Raw genomic sequence first — 19,643 nt, 5'->3', positions numbered from 1 at the left:
GTCTAGCTTTCAAGCTAGACCTATTCCTTATACGTAGGTATCAACGCCCGCTTTTTTCTCCGCAATTTTCTCACCGTCATAGGTTTTGACGACCGCTCCCTCAGAGTTGCGAATCTTGATTTGGTTCTGACTATCCAAGGATGCAGTCAAGTCTTCTTTGCCTGATTTTAGATACCCATTAATGAACTTTGTGGTGTCTTTTAAATGCTGCTGAATATGAGGTTGGTACATTGCGTTGCTGGTTTTCAAAGCCTAATGCTCCCTTGGATTGGAAGTATTAACATACGCGAGACGGATGAAAATTAATATCTCAACCAATCACAAATTCTCACTAACGATTAATGCCGTACGGTAATTTTTGGCAAAGATCAAACTACTCGGTCTTTAGCTCGCCAAGTGTAAACTCTAAAATTTCTTGCGCAGCTGAGCGTAATTCTGGGAGATGTGTTTTCAGCTTATCCAACGAGGTACGAAAGCTCGGTGCATGGCAAAATAGATAGCCAAAACTTAATGCATCGGAGCCAATAGGCACAGATATCGCCACCATACCGTCGACAAATTCTTCATTGTCTTCACCAAATCCTTGTTCAGCAATCCGGCTCAGCTCTTCAAGAAACAGACCATCATTAGTTATGGTCTTTGGTGTGTATTCGGTTAACCCCATGTGTTGTACGACGTTTTCACGAATTGAAGTGTTCAATGAAGCGAGATAAAGCTTACCCGATGCGGAAGCTGCAATAGGGACCGGACTCCCCTCTGCCAAATTGATTTGCAGTGGCCAGTTGCAGTTCACACGCTCAAAGTAGATCATTTCAATACCATTAGGCACTGAAATTCCGCACGTTTCACCAATCGTGTCAGCAAGGCGTTGCAACACCGATGTTCTTTGTTCAGAAAAGCGTTGGTTCTTTAAAATATCATGAGATAAAGACTGCAGGTTCGGCCCCGCAATAACGCGACCAATGATATTTTCTTGGAGATGGCCTAAAACGATAAGCTGGTTGATCAGTTTGTTCGCAGACGCAATTGGCATAGACAGTTGTTCGGCAATAGACTCTCTATTGAGTTGGCCACGGCTGTGAGCCACGATGGCGAGCACTTGTAGTACTCGGTCTAGGGTTGAACCTTTAGTAGTATTTGCCGAACTAGAGCTTGTCATAGAGCTACATTCATCCTTGATACGGTATTCGATATGCTTTGAATAGCCTATTGCTTTTACTGATTAAGTGCAACCGTGTACAAAGCCTAAGTGACAGATATTAAAAGGGCTTGCCGGAGCAAGCCCTGTTCAAGCTAGTTTTGCAATAGTTTCGCATCCCCCCAACTCGCGTGGTCATAACCATTGCCATTTCCGGCATCATTCGCCTTAAGTGTGATGGCCGTAGCGTCTACTGGAATATCAACAGAAACGGATTCTGCGTTATCTGAACCGGTCAACGTCGCACTTTGATAGTACAACACGCCATCTAGTTCTACTTGGAATACTACCGAGCCAGAGTTACCCACTTCGTCATCAACACCAACACTCGCAGTAAAGCGACTGTATTGACCTGCAGAGATGGTATAAGTGATCGTTGAGTTCGCATGTACCCCCAATCCTTTGGCGAAGGTTTGCCCGCCTATTGAAATGGTGGTGCCATCTTGCGCTTCTCGCTCACCATTACTCATATCTTTTTCGATAGAGCCCCAGCCATTGGTCGAGCTGTCTTCCTGTAAGTCACTAAGATAAACGCTCGCTGGCGGTGTGGGCGAACTTCCTGGATCCTCAGTCATAAATAGATTACCCGAACCATTATCGGCTGGATGAATCCAATTGCTGCCACCGTCTGGGTCATAGGCAAAAGCCAATCCAGTATGAGGTCCGCTGCCACCATTGCCATTACTTAGCCTCAACTCAAACTGATGCCAACCAGGAGATAAGTTTAAGTTGCCAGTCGAAACCCGATCACTCCAGAGGTCACTACTTAGCACCAACTGTCCATCAATCCATAGACGCGTTTTGTCATCATTGTTTTCACTGAAAGAAATCTGACCGTCGGCATCGTAGATATAACCGGTAAACACCTCGGTCGTATTACCAGCAATCGCATCTTCCGTTTCGCTTAATGAGGTTGTTATGGATGTTTTCGGGTTAGCATCGGTTTCATTAATATTGCCCGAAACGGTGCCATAAAACAGCCCTGGAACAGCGGCACCGCCACCTTCACTTGGTGTGCGAAGCTTAGCGTCTCCCCAAGAACCATGGTCACTACCGACTCCGTCACCCGCATCACTCACCACTAGCTTGAGCTCCTGCGCGCTACTTGGAATGTTCACTTGCACGTACTCGGCAACATCACTTCCTCGTAATACGCTACTTTGATAAGCCATCACGCCATCCAACCAAACCTCGAACACGACGGAACCTGAACTGCCCGTCTCATCATCAACACCGATGAAAGCAGTAAACTGATCGTAAGTGCCACCCGTCAGGCTGTACGTCACCTCTGAATAAGCATGAACACCGAGTCCTTTGGTAAATTCACTACCACCAATGGATATCGTTTGACCATCACCCGCAGCGTTTTCACCAACACTGGTGTCTTTTTCAATCGGTCCCCACCCATTGGTTGCGCTGGTTTCCGAAAGATCACTTAGGTAGGTATAGGTTGTTGCTTGCGGTGGTTCGGGTACCACTATATCGGGGCCTTCGTATTCAATCTGTTCTAGATAAGCCACCAATGCAGCGCGTTCTGAGTTATCCGCCACGCTATGTTGCGAGCCAATTTGTAACACATCATCCAGCGTTGCCGCTTGACCGTTATGGAAATATGGTGCGCTACCCCAAAGACCAATCAAACTCGGTGTATCAAAACCCGTACCTACTAATGGAGCTCCGATGCCTTGCCCTGAAGAGGCATCAATGGTATCGACATCGTGCCTTTGCATGTCGGTGTAATACACTCCCGCATGACAAGTGTCACACCCTTTCGAGGTGAACAGCGCCTGCCCCGTTAAGGCTTCAGCTGTTAACGCGCCAGAAGAATCTCGGTGTGGACTTTTAGGGAATTGATTTAAGCTACTGACGTAAAACGCGAGGTTATCTAAGTCTTCACTTTTACCTGATTTCGATGTTCCTAATGGGTTTTCTGACAGGCTAAATAAGGCGTCTACCATAAACCCACGACCACCGAACGCGTAGCGAATATCGTTTTCGAAATCCTGTATCTCGTCAAAATTCGCGGTCCAATGCACTCGACCATTGCCTGTGCCTGTCTTACCCAATAACGAGATAGTGTTTCTTAACCCTTCACCACGGTCGGTAAAGTCCCACACCCTATGGTCGCTATCGCCATCTGCGTGGCAGCCGGCACAAGATATGTAGCCATCTTGGGTCATTCTCGCATCGGCTGCGTTGTAGAAGATCTGTTTGCCGCGTAGCACTCGTGGATGCAGTGTTTCATTCGCCACCACAGAGACTTGTGCCAAGGTTGGAATGTCACCTCGATCGGTCAAAAACGCATTGACGTCATGCACAGACACCGTTCTTGACATAAAGTTGTGAACAAATAATGTCGACCCTGATAGTACGAGCCCTCTTGGTGCTAAGCCAGTATCAAAAATCTCCCCAGCTCTGTTTAAATTGTAGGTATTGCGAATCTCAATGCTATTTTGACCTTCTACCGCAATAAAAATTAGGTCGCCTATATCGCTGAATACGGCCGCTTTGGGCTGTGCACGATCATCAATATCTAAGGCATTATCCATCACTGTTTTCGAATTGAGATCGAGTCGGTTAACCACAGCTCGAATCGTCGTTTCAAACGTCAGCGTTTTGGTTTCATCGCCTTCTAAATAGGGACCACGATCAACGTTTGCTTTATTAGATGGCAGCCAAGCACTATATCCATCCGGCGAAATTGCGACGGAACCAAGGTAGTTAGCAATGCCTCGGCTTCTATCTGGGCCATCTATTGTTGTCGTATCTTTAGCGATAAGATAACTCTGGTCGATGGTCATACTGGATGCATCAACTGCGACAACTTCCGCGTTAGTTTGAGGCGAAACAAAGCGTGTCACCAGAACTTGTGATGATGAACTGTCAACCGCAATGCCTCTTGCGCTATGACCAACATCCACTGTTGCCACGATAGCTTTGGTGCTTGGGTCGATCTTGAGCAACTTACCACTTGCCTGCAGCGACACAAAAGCGTTAGTGCTATCTGGGGAGAAAGCGATGCCGTATGGCTGAGACGCTCTTGGCAGCACAATCGTATCCACAAACTGGCCAGTATTTGTCAGCACAGTGATACTAGCATCTGCCTGATTAACTACCCATAAATTGCCATTAGGCGCTACCGCTAGAGTTCTCGGCTGATCACCCACTGCAGCTTCCCATAATTTGCCGTACGGAGCTGTGTTTTCGATAGCACTGACGGTATCGTTGTCTTCGTTAACCACAACAACCTGGCCATTGGCTTCCACTATGGTTGATGACGCCGTTGGCGAGACCGTTGTTGGTTGACGATATACTGTGATGGGTACCGACTTACTACTCTCAAACACGCCATCAGCCGTGGTTTCTTTAATCGTCACCACCGCAGACCAATGGTTAGGCTGATTGTAGGTATAACTCGCGTTTCCGCTGGTCGAAAACGGTGTCGAACCACTACCATCGCCAAAGTTCCAAGAATACTCCAGACTGCCCCCTAACAAAGGTGTCGTAGAAGCAGACACATTAACACTACTACCTAGTGTCACTTTATCATTGGCTGACAAGCTCACATCGTGGCCGACTTGTGATCCCGTCGCAAAGCGATATTCAGTACGAGCCATTGGGTTGCCAGCAAAGTCCTCTATACCTTCCAGTACGACTTCGTAAATACTGTCCGCTTCCAGTGCTTGGGATGGAGTAAAGTGGATGAATCCGAGGTTGGTGCTGTACTCCCCTTGAAGCGGGGTTGAACTACCGATTTTGGTGACAGTAAACGAGCTACTATTGACCGATTCCATCAACACGCTATCTGATAACGCCACACCAATACGTGTCGATAAAGGTTGCAGTGTCGCGTCGATCGCTGGGTTAGCGGCGGATATATAAGGAGGAACATTGTCCGGCATACTTTGATGTGCAATCAAACCACTGCCAGAACCATGGTCGTTTCCAACCCAAACTAGGTTACCAAATGGGAACACCTGACCATGGTCAGTGTTGCTGCTTGTGGCATTCAATGAGCTGCGCCCAAGTTCACGTATATTGTTGATATCACTGACATCTAATACCGCAATATCGTCTTGGTTACCCAGAAACAACTTGTTGTCTTGAACGTTACAATAAAGATTTTCGAATCCAGTCAGTTTTTCATTAACTAACGTCATCGGGTTAGTAGTCGTGTCATAGACACGCAAATAGTCATTGGTGCTTCGCGCTCCGAAATACGCATATTTGCCATCCCAACATGAAGCATAGTACTTCTCTGGTAGGCGATTAACCGTCTTAACTAAGGTTGGGTTAACCGGATCATCTATGTTGAGCATGGAAAAACCTGCCGTCCCTTCCATGCTGGAAATGAACATTCGGTTACCCAGCGCAAAGAGTGGTCCTATGTTGAATCCGCCCAGTTCCGAGTTCGGCACCGTTTTCACTAGTGTTGGGTTACTCATGTCACTGGTATCAACAATGGTTAACCCTGCATTGCCACGAGCAATATAAAGATAAGGAGCTTGCCAAAAAAGCTGCCAAGAGACGTTGTTGTAATCACCGAAGTTCACGCCAGAGATAGCCAATTTCGACAAGCGTACAGGATTAGTCACATCCGACCAATCCCAGATTTCTATCCCCTTTCCCGTTTGGATGGCAATGGTGTTATTCTCCCCCAAGCCAAACGAGTGCGGCTCTCTGAACTCCGCTGTTCTTAACCCATCACCAGTACGGTTTAGATTGGCAAGATCCGGTTCATATACTGTTTTAACGAGTTGCATGGCTTTGGGGTTAGAGACATCCAGTGCGATCCAACCTCCCGGCCCACCGCCACTATCAGGGGCAAAGACGCCAACCATATAGCCGTTGAGCATCGTCATGACGTTTACGCCATAGTGTTTTCTGCCGGGATAGTCGGGGGGAAGAAAATTAGTGGTATCGTCAACGAGTGGACTCGATACATGAGTAAATGCCTCTGATGATCCGTAGGTAAGGTTACCCAATCCAGGGCCTTGTGCAGCATTTGCTGCGGCAATAAACGAGGTACTGCATAGTCCCGCTAATACACTGCTCACAACAGGGCGACGCCAAGTCTCAAGAGACTTTATCAAGCGATTGGCTTTCATCGCCTTCTCCTTGTTTTTTATGGTCACTAAACAAAGCTCACTTCTCATAGAAAAGTGAGCACTTAAAAAACATGAAGAGGACAGGCTCGCCTACCCAATCAATCCAAAAAATAGACAGTTTATCTTGTTGACTCGCTGCCCAAATTTAAGCAAACCTACCGCACACCTCCTCACGTCAATGCGTTATTTCATAGTTGGCATGACGAATTCGGCTTGAGTCTGTGTGCTGTCCTTTGAACCGACTTTCACATCCGATTCGGGCCAACGTGTGGTGATGGTTTTCATTCGAGTAAAGAATCGAACGCCGTCAGGACCGTGCATATGCAAAGGGCCAAACAGTGAACGCTTCCAACCGCCAAAACTGTGGAATGCCATTGGTACTGGAATAGGCACATTTACTCCGACCATACCGATCTGAACATTGGCGGAGAAATCTCTTGCGGTATCACCGTCTGCAGTAAAGATAGCCGTGCCGTTGCCATATTCGTGGTCGTTTATGATTTGCAGGGCTTCTTGATAGGTTTTGACTCGAACAATGCAAAGCACTGGACCGAATATTTCTTCTTGATATACAGTCATGTCGGTGGTCACATGGTCGAACAAGGTACCACCAACGAAAAAGCCATCGCTGGACTTAGCCAGTTCTAGATCTCGACCATCAACAAGTAAAGCCGCGCCCTCTTCCTGACCCTTTTGAATGTATCCGCAAACTTTTTGCTTATGCTCTTTGGTAATCAAAGGTCCCATATCGTTTTCAATCGCTTGACCGTAACCGGGTCCTACTTTTAACGTGGCTAACTTATCTTGAAGGTGACGAGCCAATGCATCGCCCGTCTCATCACCCACAGCGACGGCAACCGAAATCGCCATGCAGCGCTCTCCAGCTGCACCATAAGCTGCACCCATCAGCGCATTCACTGCACCGTCAATATCGGCATCCGGCATGACCACCATATGGTTTTTCGCACCACCAAGGGCTTGAACGCGCTTGCCGTATTTTGCGCCCTCAGAATAGATGTATTCCGCAATCGGCGTTGAACCGACAAAACTAACAGCTTGAATTCTTGGGTCTTGCAGTAACGTATCTACCGCTTCTTTATCCCCTTGAACCACATTAAACACACCATCAGGTAATCCCGCTTGTTTCAGAAGGTCAGCAATAAACAGAGGCGCAGAGGGATTTTTCTCTGACGGTTTTAAGATAAAGGTGTTGCCCGTTGCGATGGCAATGGGAAACATCCACATAGGAACCATCACTGGGAAGTTAAATGGTGAAATCCCGGCCACCACACCAAGTGGCATCATTTGCGAGTGCGAATCGACACCAGTTCCAACATTTAGGCTGTGCTCGCCTTTTTGCAGATGTGGGATTCCACAGGCAAACTCGACCACCTCTAGCCCTCGAGTTATCTCACCTAATGCATCACTAAACACCTTGCCATGCTCACGGCTGATGATATTCGCCAGTTCATCACGATTTTGTTCTAACAGAGTTTTGAACTTGAACATCACTCTGGCGCGATTAAGCGGTGTGGTTTTTGCCCAAGAGTCAAACGCTGCCTGTGCAATGGTAATTGCCTGCTCTACTTCCTGTTTTGAGCACAGTCCAACTTGGTTCTGCACTTCACCTGTAGCAGGGTCATAGACAGGCAAATGTCGTTCGGACTGACTTTCAACACATTGATTATTAATAAAACTACTGATCATGTTTTCATCCTTGTTTAGTATTCTGAGGCTTAATTGAGGAAATTCAGGCGCTACCAAGCGGCTTTATACAGCTCGATCACTTCTTCTTTGTTCGGAATTCGAGGATTGTTGTTAGGCGATCCAGAAGCCAGAGCTTGTTCAGACATGATGTCGAGATTTGACCAAAACGCCTGTTTATCAATGCCAAAATCGCTCATGGAAGGCACGCTTAAATCCTGATTGATCTGCTTAAGTTCCAGCAGTAGCGCAGCGACTGCATCGTCGTCATTGGTACTCGCATCAACCACTCCCATTGATCTTGCACACTCGGCATAACGAGTTTTAGCCGCTGGAATCGAATATTCCGTTACCGTCGGCAATAACATGGCGTTGCTCATACCGTGAGGCACATGAAAGTGCGCGCCAATTGGGCGGCTCATGCCATGTACCAAGGCAACAGATGCGTTAGAAAACGCAATGCCTGCGAGCGTCGCGCCGAGCATCATTTGCTCTTTGGCATCTTTATTGTCGGGATTATTGACGGCTTCACGCAGATTTGGCGCGATAAGTTTCATCGCCAATAGCGCTTGCTGATCAGTAAACAGACCCGACTTTCCACTGACATAGGCTTCAATGGCGTGAGTTAACGCATCAATTCCGGTATCCGCTGTGATGCGCTCCGGAGCCGTCATTGTTAAAGTAAAATCAATGATGGCGGCTGATGGAATAAGACCTGGTCCCATACAAAGCAGCTTTTCGTCGTTGGTTTCGTCGGTAATAATGGTCACTTTGGTGACCTCCGAGCCCGTTCCCGCCGTCGTTGGAATCGCAATCAACGGCATAATTGGCGAAGTCACGATATTAGGTACACTGTAATCTCGAATTCGACCTTGGTGCTCCGCAAGCAAAGCAATCGCTTTAGCACTATCAATCACACTGCCACCGCCTAGCGCGATGACGCCATCATAATGCCCATCAATCACCTTATTTACCGCTGGAAGTATCGACGCCTCTGTTGGTTCTGGAACGGTATCCGTGAAAACATCCGCCTCAACACCAGCTTGATTCACGAAGGACTTTAGCTGGTCGACCTGGCCTAAGGTTTTCATCACTGGGTCAGATACAATCATGACTCGGCGACAACCCAGTTGGATAGCTATCTCTCCCGCTCGCGCTGTTGCGCCTTCGCCTACCTCTAAAAGCTTTGGCAAAACAATAGATTGACTCATAATTCACCTCACAATTTATATCGATACATTTCGTATCATTATTTAAATTAGTTTATTCAGGACGTAACAAGCCCCCACAACTTTGCTGTGGCAAATCCTTGTTAGTCGCTAACTAGCTAGACCTGTCGCTTGAGATAATCAAGGTTCAATCAACCCAATGAACGTAATGCATCTCTCAGAAGACAGTACTTACTATATCGAGTCGCAAAGAACTCCGAGCGCTTAGTATTAGGCACATAACGCTTATCGGGCTGCGGCTGAGGGCTTACTCGCTCAGTCTGACTTTCAGTAACGGAACTCATCGCCAGTTGCGCCACGCCTTTTGCCCCGACCTCGTTACAATTTGTCGACGTCACCGTGACGCCCAATATGTCTGCAAACAACTGACACCAATATTCACTTCGAGAAGCGCCACCGCTAATGGCAATTCGATCCACGTCATACCCTGCCGATCGCAGTCTTTGGATATGCTCAAGGTGGGCAAATACAATACCCTCATAAAAGGCGTAGACCACGTGAATGTCCTGATGCCAACCCTTCAAACCAAACAGATTGGCCGATTGGCTATCTTGCCCGGTCGATCCGTAGAGGTACGGATGGAACATGGGTAACGTTGGCATTAATTCGACATCTTCCAATTGACGATTAAACTGTTCGAAAATATTATTGCCAACGCTTGCTTCACGCTCTCTTCGCTCAGAGAAGAATCGCTCCACCAGCCACTCTAGATTGGATGCTGAGCAGGTGCTGGACTCTATGGCTAAGTATCGATTCTCAGCAAATTTGCACGCCATAAATACCTCTTCAGGCGGCAGTTCATCAGTCACTACCTGATTGATATTCCATGTGCCAGCGACGACCGAGGTATCAGCTAACGCACTGGCTTGTGAACCATAGGCGCATGCCACTACATCGAACAGACCCGCAATGACAGGTGTCCCCGCTTTAAGCTTTGTTATACGTGCAGCGTCTTCAGTGACTGTTCCTATCACTTGATTACTTTCATAAATCGGCGGCAACTTGGTGCTAATGTCTGCCAACTGGTAGTGATTTAGAAGCTCAAGAGACACTGAGTCGGTTTCAAAATCGAACAAACCCGATGCAGTGATATCTCCCCATTCTGTCGCGCACTGCCCTGTAAGGCAGTAGTTCACATAGTCTTTGCAAAACAGCACCTGACCGGTTTTTTGAAACGTTTCTGGCTGGTGCTTCTGTAGCCACGTAAGTAACACTGCTGTTTGAGATGACCACACGCCTTGTCGATTACGCTTTTTGAGGTCTGTGAATCCCTTAGATGCCTGTAGCAAGGTGACTTCGCTGGCAGCACGATTATCCAGAGACTTAATACCAAGTAATGGCTTTAGTTCAGTATCAAGCAGATACAGTCCATTCCCATGACCGCTGGTTCCTAGCGCGATAATTTGACTGCTGTGCACACCGGTTTGCTCAATCAACTTAGCGATCACCTCTGCGCATAGCGACCAACATTGGTTTAAGTCCGCTTCGGTGTGGTCTGGTTGAGGGATATGAGTCGGATAATTATTGGCTACAGCACCTATCTCGCAGCCATGCTCATCGAACAATGCCGCTTTGATCGCCGTGTTACCACAATCAATTCCTATCGCATATGACTTCATATCCCCTCCTTGCTTTAGTTCTGTATCTGCTATTTATCGCCAATGTAGATGTTCATTGCTTCTGAGGTAGACGCACCATTGTGAATCATAGCCATCAAAGCATCGACAACGCGGCTTGGATTGGGGTGTTGATAAATATTGCGTCCATACACCATGCCAAGCGCACCCTGATCGAGCAGTGCTCGCGCTTTGTTAAACACAGATTCAATATCTTCACGTCCACCGCCACGAACCAATACCGGGCACCTTGCCGCCTCAACCACTTTATGGAAGTCTTCTGCTTGGCTGGTTGGATCGGCCTTAATAATGTCAGCACCTAGCTCACGTGCCATACGCACCAAGGTGACAATCTTTTCGCAGTCACCATCGACCATATAAGCCTGTCCTTGGCTGTTAGGCTGCATCACCAAGGGTTCGATCATCAGTGGCATACCGTATTTCTCACACTCAGCTTTGACCTTACTTATGTTGGCAACACATTGCTTAAACAAGTCAGGTTCATCAGGCAGCATGAATAGGTTCACTACAACGCATGCCGCATCCATTTGAAGGGCTTGAATAAGAGGCTGCTCCGCATTTTGTAGTAGTGCCCACATGTGGCGGTGACGCTCTGCGTTATATGGGTTACCCAAATCGATTCGCATGACCAGTGCAGGTTTGTCTTTGCCATCGACAGTTTGCAGTAAGTCAGCTTGACCCGCATTCATCTGAATCGCATCTGGCTTGGCATCCACTAGTTGTTTTACCACTGAAGACATGTTTTCTAGCCCATCTAAAAATGAAGGCTCGTTGCACACGCCGTGGTCGATAGCCACATCCAAACAACGCCCTTGCTTAAATAGGCGATTCATCCTGACTTTACTGGTTAAATACATACTCTTCTCCATCTAATAGTTGTTCATTTTCCGTAACGGTAGGTTGTAATGTGGGTTTTGAAACTTTTGGTAAGGCGTCCAATTCAACGCCATGGAAATCCAGCAACACTTGCTTCGATTGAGCTCTATCTTTATCGCGTTCGCTTTGACTCCAAGAAAAGTGGTCAGCGACCAAATTGGAAATCTCCTCGAAGCTTTCCTCAGTTAACTTGCCTTCAATCGCTATCGAGGTACGGCGAAGCAGCACATCCAACGTTGTCGATACATACTCACGTTCCAGAATGAACTTGAGCTCGCCTTGGGTGTAGTCATCGAGTGACGACAGCGCTTTATCTTGTGTTCCTTGAAGTGCACCAAGCAGTGATTCACAGGCCGTGCCGTAGCGCTGAAACCAAGTTTCCATTTGGCGTTGTGAATATTGCGGATGACGCTCACTTAATGAGGCTAAGTAAGTCGCTTTTGATGAATCAGTGACAGGGTAACCCTTACCACCACCTATTGCTCTTTGTTTGGTATCGCAAACTCGCGTTTTACCTAATGATGCTAAAAGTTCATCTGCCACTTCCTCACCAAAGGCACGGAACGTTGTCCACTTGCCTCCGATAAGCGAATAGATAAGAGTGTCGCCAATCTTGTCTTGTTTCAATGAATGACTGCGGGGGATTTGCCCTGTGGTCGAGGTATTGACTGAAGGAAGTGGTCTCACGCCACAGAACTGATAGACGATCTGCTCACGACTGATATCCAGCTTTGGTAGCACGCCTCTAAGTGATTCGATAATGTAATCAATTTCTTCGTCCGTACAACGCACCGATTCAGGGTCGCTCACGGGGATATCCGTCGAGCCGATCAGTACTTTTCCGAAATACGGGAACAAGATACAAACTCGTCCTTCGCTGTTTTCATAAAACAGCATATTGCCATCCAGCTCAGCCAGCAGATCTGCGTTATCGACGATGATATGTGACCCTTTTGTCCCCTGCATATACTGGCTAGGTGCAGTCAGTAATCCATTGGTCGTGTCGACCCAAGCACCTGTCGCGTTGACCACATGGTGCGTTTTAACTTGAATAGACTCCGCAGCGTCGTGATTAGAAATCGTCAACTTCCCCTGCTCTAACCCAGAGACCATAGTGTAATTGAGTGCAACGCCACCCGCTTCTACCCCTTCTTGAATCAATTCCAAGGCGAGGCGCTCGGGTGAGCTAATCCACGCATCAAAGTATGTGGCACTGCTCTTTACGTCCCCCCCCATCATAGGCCAGCGTTTTTGTGTTGAGCGAGATGAGTGCATCTGGTGATTTGGCATCAATTGATCACGCTTGGTGAACCAATCGTAAAGACTCAGCCCAATTTTGATGACCACAGAGCCACGCTGTGAAGGCTTGTCTTTCAATCCTAAGAACTTAAACAGGCCGTCAAACATACCCGACCAAGTAGAGAAAATAGGAATGGTGGTTTCTAAAGGAGCAACAAAATGAGGCGCGTTATCAAGTAGGCGATTTCGCTCATAGAGTGCTTCTTTCACCAATTGAAACTCACCATTTTCTAGATAGCGAAGTCCGCCATGTATCATGCGAGATGGCGCAGCACTGGCCTTAGAACAAAAGTCATCTTTCTCGACTAACAAGACCTTCACACCTTGCAATGCCAGTTCTCGAAAAACGCTAATACCATTGATTCCTCCGCCAATGACCACGACGTCAAAGTTACTATTCTCTTTTAATCGCCTAAAGGCGGTTGAGTTGTTATTCATTGTTGCTCCCTGCCACTGTTTTCCGCTTTCCTTACGATGCGTCGCTACGCCAATTCCAACTCGCCAAAAAACTCATGGGATTTTGCATCAATAAACTTCACCTCTTCCTGAGATAGCACCACACTTCCTGCTGCGGCATTTTCTATTGCTTGAGCTGCATTTCGTGCACCACAGAGAGCATAAGTGATGCCTGGCTGTTGCAGTGTTGCGGCAATCACTAGCTGTGCAACACTTACATTTTTCTGGCGAGCAATCGGCTCAATGGACTGACAGAACTTTTGTACCCAACGGCGGTTTTCGATAGTAAACATAGGATCAGTGATGCGCTGGTCATCGCCAGTGAAAACACGTTCAGGGGTGATTTTTCCGCTCAGCAGCCCCATAGCAAGTGATGAGTAACTAAGACACGCGACATTAGTTTTGATGGTTGATGGCAACAAAGTTTGTTCTAACTGACGCTCGATGAGGTTATATTTCTCCTGCACCGCGTCCACAACGCCTGCTTGTTGATACTGTTCCAACTCCGCTTGATTAGCGTTGCTGATCCCGATGGCGCGGATCTTACCGGCTTTCTTTAGCGCCAATAATGCTTCCATGGTTTCAGCAATCGGCGTGGTTGGGTCTTGCCAGTGGGTAATGTAGAGATCGAGATAATCCGTTTGCAGACGTTTTAGGCTTTGATCCACTTCATGTTGGATAGCATCAGCACCAAGATAACGATGCACTGGCTTGCCATTCTCATCAAAAAAGTGATTACCTTTATTCGTATGCCAAACCAAACCACATTTAGTTGCCAGTACTACCTTGTCGCGGCGTCCTTTGATTGCCTTACCCACTATTTCTTCAGACACACCAAGTCCATACGCTGGAGCGGTATCAATTAAAGACACGCCGTGATCTAAAGAAGCATGAATGGCATCAATGGAGGCTTTCTCATCTGTTCCACCCCACATCCAACCACCCATTGCCCACGTGCCAAGACCGATGACTGATGCTTCAATTCCTGAATTTCCAATTTCTCTAGTTTGCATGTTGATTCCCTATTCTGCTTGTTCTAATACGCTGGCGACGGTGTCTTCGTCCGAGACTAACCCGTTGATCAATCCGCCTCTCAATGCCGCTAACATGGCGGACACTTTAGAGCGAGTTGCTGCTACACCGAAACTGTGTTCGATGCTATCGAGTTCTTGAAGATTGAGGCCGATAAGTTTTTGGTTGATGTGTTCCGCACATTTATCGCCTTGTGCATCATAAAGATGGGCTAGTACTTCCCCTTTACATTGGGCGCTGATCAGCGTTTCAGTTTCATGGCCACTTAACGAGCGCAGGTCATAGTAGCTGTCACTTTCACTGGCGACGGAACCAATACCCACCAAGGCAATATCTGCGTTTCGAGCCAAGTCGAGAACATCTTTAATACTACGCATCTCCATCAAGATGTTGCGCTGTTCGTCGGTATCTACAAAAAGCGGCGCGTGGAGTTGGGTACTTGTTCCACCCAGCTTTTCTGCCAATTTGCTTGCTAGGTAGTTCACGTCTGTGAAATGGTGCCCCTGGATACCCCCTGTAGCCGGAACCACTCTCACATTCGGAAAGTGCATGGGTTTTAGCTGCTCAACAATCTGCGCCATGGTTTTACCCGCACTGATGCAAATAATGCTGTCTGGCTTGATGGTTTCTATAAGTAGTTCACCTGCTGCCTGTGCCACTTGGCGAGTAACGACTTCGTCATCCTGGCTGAGACTTGGCTGAATCACCGCAGTTTTCAAGCCAAATTTTTCCAACAAGCGTTGTTCTAATGTATGCGTTCTTTCTTGTGGAAGCTTTAAGGTAATCTCAACTAGACCATCATCATGCGCTTGCTTAATGACACGATTCACTTTCGCTGTGGACAACCCAAGCTGCTTAGCAATATCCGACTGGCTGCGATTTTCCATGTATCGCAACGTTAAGATCTTTGCTGTCTGTCTCAATATGTCGTCACGTTCGTTCATCGTCATATCTCTACCTTTATTACTGCTTTCTGCCTTTATATAGGCCTCACATTTCGTTAACACTCAATAGCTTTTTATCTTGGCAATCTTGGTTAACAAGGTGTGAAATTTATTTCATCTGAGTAAAAAGTAATCATAGAAAAAGACTTTTACAAGTTAAAATGATACCAATCGTATCGTTTTGACCATTTAAGTGCGTTAGATCACAAATAATGACCAAAGTGATACGTATTGTATCGATATAGCATTGACCGGCTACATTTTGTTCACTACCTTTTAACACGTGAAATATATTTCACCTGTCTGAAAGATAATTCACATCAACGAGAACAACGTGTTGTGCTGCTTTTGGCTTAATAAGAACCAAGCTGTTTTATAGAGGCGAAGCAGATGTTGCTCCAAAGACGACGAGTGAATAGCAAATAAAAATGGAGAAAATTATGAAGTCAGTGACTTTGAAAAAGATATTTAATAAAGGACTTATCGCTACGAGTATTATTGTCGCTTCAAGCCTAGCAGCCACAACACATGCAAACGAACGAATCGCGTTTTTCGTTTCTGATTTGTCTAATGTATTCCACCAATCTCAAGCGACGGAAGCAAAGCGCTACGCAAAAGAGAAGTACGGTGCTGAAGTGGTTATTTTCGATGGTAAAGCCGATTCAGCGGTAATGACGCAAAACGTTGACCAAGTAGCAGCAGGTGCATTTGATGGTGCCTCACTTCATATATGGGATGGCGAAGCAGCGACACCAGGTGTTGAAGAAGCATTAGAAGAGAACATCGCTATGACGTCTTTCTTTAGCCCAATCACTGATACCGGCATTCCAACGGCTCGAAGTGATGAAGCGACCGTTTCTTTCGATATGGGCGCACAAATGGCAAAAGCATGGAAAGAAGCGAATCCTGACAAGCCAATCGTCATGGTTCAACTCGGTTGGCCAAACCATACCGAGGTAAGTTCTGGTCGAACTAACCCATTTGCAGAAGGTGTGCTTTCGGTTGATCCAACAGCGAAAAACCTAGGCGCTCTTGATGCTAGCGGCGGCCAAGAAGCTGCGAAACAGATCATCGTTGACCTTCTTACTCAACAGCCAGAAGTTAACTTAATTTATTCCGAAGCCTCTAACCTAACCGTTGGCACAATGGCAGGTCTTAACCAGCTAGGTCGCGGCAAGTTCAAAGATGGCAAACCGGTGACAGAGATCGTCGCCAGTGTTGACTTTGACTCGGTCGAATTTGGTCAAATCTATGACCCTGAATCAAGCCTAAAAGTCTCTATGGGTCTTCCACCGATTGAGACAGCACGTGGTCGTATCGACTTGGTTATGGACGTAATCAACAAAAAAGTCGCTCCGACAAAAGATCAAGCAGAAGAGTTCTTCTACAAGGCTTACACCATCTCTTACTGGTCAATGCCAAAACCTGATGCAGAGCAATGGCTAGACGCTCAGTTCAGCAACTAACCTAGGCTTAAGGTCGGCGGCTAGACCGCCGACCTTATATGTTACTCATTTATTCAAAATCTCAGTGTTAAGGAAAAACTCGCTTCATCTGTCATGTCATCTGTGGCCTAGCAGTATCGAAGGTGCAACCACTGAAGGAGAGATCATCTTGAATAGTCACAATTCAACACCTGTATTATCAATTGAAGGGCTGATTAAAGACTACCCCGGTGTTCGGGCAGTTAACGATGTGAGCTTTGCAATTGAACGAAGTACCGTTCACTGCTTGATTGGCGAGAACGGCGCAGGAAAATCCACATTGGTAAAAATGATCACCGGTGCTATTCAGCCTACTCAAGGCGCAATGAAAGTGAACGGTAAGGATTACCGACCTACTGGCACTCAGTCAGCACGTGAATCGGGAATCGCCACTTTATTCCAAGAGCTACACGTCGTTGATGAATTGACTGTACTTGAAAACTTAACGCTGGGTATGGAACAGAGCCGATTCGGCTTTTTAATTAAATCAGATCTAGAGGATCGCGTAATCGAGACCTTAGCGACCATCGAGCCGTCTATCGACCCATATGCTCGCGTCTCGACCCTAGGTGTCGCTCAAAAGCAGATTATTGAAATTGCCCGTGCCGCTTCATCTGGCGCAAACGTCATCATTATGGATGAACCAACAGCTGCGCTGTCGGAAAGAGAAGTCGAAAGACTTTTTACCGTTATTCGTAGGCTGCAAGAACAAAGCGTGACGGTTATTTATATCTCTCACAAACTGGATGAGATTTTGACCCTAGGCGACCGCGTCACCGTCATGCGCGATGGCAAACACATCGCAACTAAACCCATGTCTGAAGTCGATGGCCGCGCAGAGCTTATCGATATGATGATTGGTCGCAGCATCATGCACGATTATTCCCCGCGCGACGCCATTACCGATGAAGTGTTCCTGGCGGCGCAGCGCCTTAATAACCACCGCCTCAAAGATGTCTCGTTTGATATCAAAAAAGGCGAAATCGTTGGGTTTTATGGTTTGGTTGGCGCGGGAAAAACAGAAATCGCACGAGCGATATTCGGCGCCGACAAAGTCTCTGGCACAATTCGCCTCAATGGCAAAGATGTGGGTAATTCGCCACGTGAAGCCATTGCAGCAGGTATTGCCCTCGTCCCTGAAGAGCGTCGTACTCAAGGCTTATTTACCAATTTAACCATTCGAGAAAATATCCCAGTGATGAATCTGCCAAGAATGTCTGACTTCGGGGTATTCAGAGAAAATGATGAGCTGAATGCGGCGATCGATTACGTCGATAAGCTCTCTATTGCCACCAGCTCAATAGAAAAGCACACAGAGAAACTCTCCGGTGGTAATCAGCAAAAAGTGGTTATCGCTAAATGTCTGTTCTCACAGGCAAAACTTCTTCTACTCGATGAACCCACTCGCGGCGTCGATGTGGGAGCGAAAAAAGAGATCTATGACTTGGTGAAAAGCCTCGCCAACGAAGGCAACTCAGTCGCGGTGTTTTCTACAGAACTCGAAGAGATCTTGGGTGTTTGTGACCGAATCTTCTTACTTTATGACGGTTCACTGGTGTCTGAAATCAAGAATGGACCGAACGTCGACACTAACTTTATTTTAAATGCCGCTACGGGTGGCCTTGAGGAGGCAGTATAATGAACACGTCAGTAAAGCCTAATCACTCGCCAGTCGAGTATCGAAGGGTGAGCGACCAAATGTACATCACCTTGTTAGTGGCATTTGTCGCTATCGGGCTGTTTCTTGTTGCGTCAGCGTTTGTCCCGAACTTTTTCCAAGTTCAAAACATGCTTAACCTGATCACAAATAACTGGGCGGTCATTTCTCTTGGTGTTGGCGTCTCTTTCCTGCTGATTTCTGGCAACTTTGACCTATCCGTTGGCGGTATTGTAGCGCTTTCGGGTGTGCTGTCGGTTTGGTTTGCTCAAGCTGTAGGTGGCGGCTCAGCGCTATCGACAGGCTTAGGTTTACCTTATTGGTTAGCCGTGGTCGGCGCTTTAATGGGCGCACTGGCTATCGGTGGCCTAAACGCTCTGTTCGTCGTGAAGTTTCGCATCCCATCAATCATCGTCACGCTGGGTACTATGATGGTGGCGAGAGGTATCGCTCAGGTGATTACTCAAGGTTCGCAACGCAACACCAATTTGCCGGAGGAGTTTGGCTTGCTAGGCAATTTGAAGGTGTTTGGCACCTCAATGCAATTCCCCGTGCTGTTTATGCTCATTCTATTTTTTGTCGCCATTTTTATTGAGCGTAAAACCGTGTTTGGCCGCATCACCTATTGGATTGGCGCCAACCCTGAAGCCGCCAAGCTGTCAGGTATCGACAATTCAAAACACATTACTTACCTCTATCTATTTAGTGCACTAGTAGCCGGCATTGTTGGCATCCTGCTCTCCTCAGAGTTTAAGTCAGGCTTTTCTAATCGTGGTTTACTGATGGAGTTTGACGCATTGGTTATTGCGCTACTTGGCGGTATTGCTATTGCTGGCGGCTTCGGTTCTGTCATTGGCATGTTCTTTGGTGCCATTATCTTGGCGGTGGTAACCTCGGCTGCAACTGGGTTAACTCTCTCACCGGATTGGCAATTCATACTCAAAGCAGTCGCCGTTTTCTTAGCAATTACTGCTCAAACTTGGGCACTGTCCCTTAGAAACAAATAAAGAGGGGAAACG

13 protein-coding genes are annotated in these 19,643 nt (G+C 47.0%); 3 read left to right on the top strand and 10 right to left on the bottom strand.

The genetic code is table 11. The annotated features are described in order from the left end of the window. Window positions 1-27: 27 nt before the first annotated feature. The 10 genes from MMA19_RS00615 to MMA19_RS00570 form a co-directional block, all read right to left on the bottom strand. Complete coding sequence (locus MMA19_RS00615; RefSeq protein ID WP_240205218.1) at window positions 28-249, bottom strand: hypothetical protein; 222 nt, start codon at window positions 247-249, stop codon at window positions 28-30. 124 nt (window positions 250-373) lie between these two features. Continuing rightward, window positions 374-1,159: an IclR family transcriptional regulator gene (locus tag MMA19_RS00610; RefSeq protein WP_240205217.1), complete on the bottom strand. Its 786-nt coding sequence runs from the start codon at window positions 1,157-1,159 to the stop codon at window positions 374-376. Between the two features lie 134 nt (window positions 1,160-1,293). After that, a complete protein-coding gene (locus MMA19_RS00605; RefSeq protein WP_240205216.1) occupies window positions 1,294-6,306 on the bottom strand; it encodes an NPCBM/NEW2 domain-containing protein in 5,013 nt (1,670 codons plus the stop codon). A 183-nt stretch (window positions 6,307-6,489) separates the two neighbouring features. Then, on the bottom strand, window positions 6,490-8,013 hold the full coding sequence (locus MMA19_RS00600) for a CoA-acylating methylmalonate-semialdehyde dehydrogenase (protein WP_240205215.1): 1,524 nt from the start codon (window positions 8,011-8,013) through the stop codon (window positions 6,490-6,492). A 50-nt stretch (window positions 8,014-8,063) separates the two neighbouring features. Then, a complete protein-coding gene (locus tag MMA19_RS00595; protein ID WP_240205214.1) occupies window positions 8,064-9,221 on the bottom strand; it encodes an iron-containing alcohol dehydrogenase in 1,158 nt (385 codons plus the stop codon). Window positions 9,222-9,370: 149 nt separating this feature from the next. Further along, complete coding sequence (locus MMA19_RS00590) at window positions 9,371-10,858, bottom strand: FGGY-family carbohydrate kinase (protein ID WP_240205213.1); 1,488 nt, start codon at window positions 10,856-10,858, stop codon at window positions 9,371-9,373. Between the two features lie 29 nt (window positions 10,859-10,887). Next, window positions 10,888-11,733, bottom strand: coding sequence for an aldolase (locus MMA19_RS00585; RefSeq protein ID WP_240205212.1), 846 nt, complete (start codon window positions 11,731-11,733; stop codon window positions 10,888-10,890). Further along, entirely contained in the window at window positions 11,717-13,489 is a 1,773-nt protein-coding gene (locus MMA19_RS00580; RefSeq protein ID WP_240205211.1) for a glycerol-3-phosphate dehydrogenase/oxidase, read from the bottom strand. Before MMA19_RS00580 ends, MMA19_RS00585 begins: the two co-directional genes overlap by 17 nt. A gap of 44 nt (window positions 13,490-13,533) precedes the next feature. Continuing rightward, on the bottom strand, window positions 13,534-14,520 hold the full coding sequence (locus MMA19_RS00575; protein WP_236109586.1) for an aldo/keto reductase: 987 nt from the start codon (window positions 14,518-14,520) through the stop codon (window positions 13,534-13,536). 9 nt (window positions 14,521-14,529) lie between these two features. After that, entirely contained in the window at window positions 14,530-15,489 is a 960-nt protein-coding gene (locus tag MMA19_RS00570; RefSeq protein ID WP_031493347.1) for a sugar-binding transcriptional regulator, read from the bottom strand. Window positions 15,490-15,923: 434 nt separating this feature from the next. Between MMA19_RS00570 and MMA19_RS00565 the strand changes: the two genes are divergently transcribed. From MMA19_RS00565 to MMA19_RS00555, 3 genes are all read left to right on the top strand, one after another. After that, complete coding sequence (locus tag MMA19_RS00565) at window positions 15,924-16,949, top strand: substrate-binding domain-containing protein (protein WP_006070493.1); 1,026 nt, start codon at window positions 15,924-15,926, stop codon at window positions 16,947-16,949. Window positions 16,950-17,097: 148 nt separating this feature from the next. Continuing rightward, a complete protein-coding gene (locus MMA19_RS00560) occupies window positions 17,098-18,606 on the top strand; it encodes a sugar ABC transporter ATP-binding protein (RefSeq protein ID WP_062459278.1) in 1,509 nt (502 codons plus the stop codon). Next, a complete protein-coding gene (locus tag MMA19_RS00555; protein WP_156110123.1) occupies window positions 18,606-19,631 on the top strand; it encodes an ABC transporter permease in 1,026 nt (341 codons plus the stop codon). The genes MMA19_RS00560 and MMA19_RS00555 overlap by 1 nt, the downstream gene beginning before the upstream one ends. Window positions 19,632-19,643 lie beyond the last annotated feature (12 nt).

The sequence above is a fragment of the Vibrio sp. CyArs1 genome, from assembly GCF_022432925.1.
In the GTDB taxonomy this organism is placed as follows: Bacteria; Pseudomonadota; Gammaproteobacteria; order Enterobacterales; family Vibrionaceae; genus Vibrio; species Vibrio mediterranei.
The sequence above is the reverse complement of the archived record's forward strand: the minus strand, read 5'-3'. Positions and strand labels throughout refer to the sequence as shown.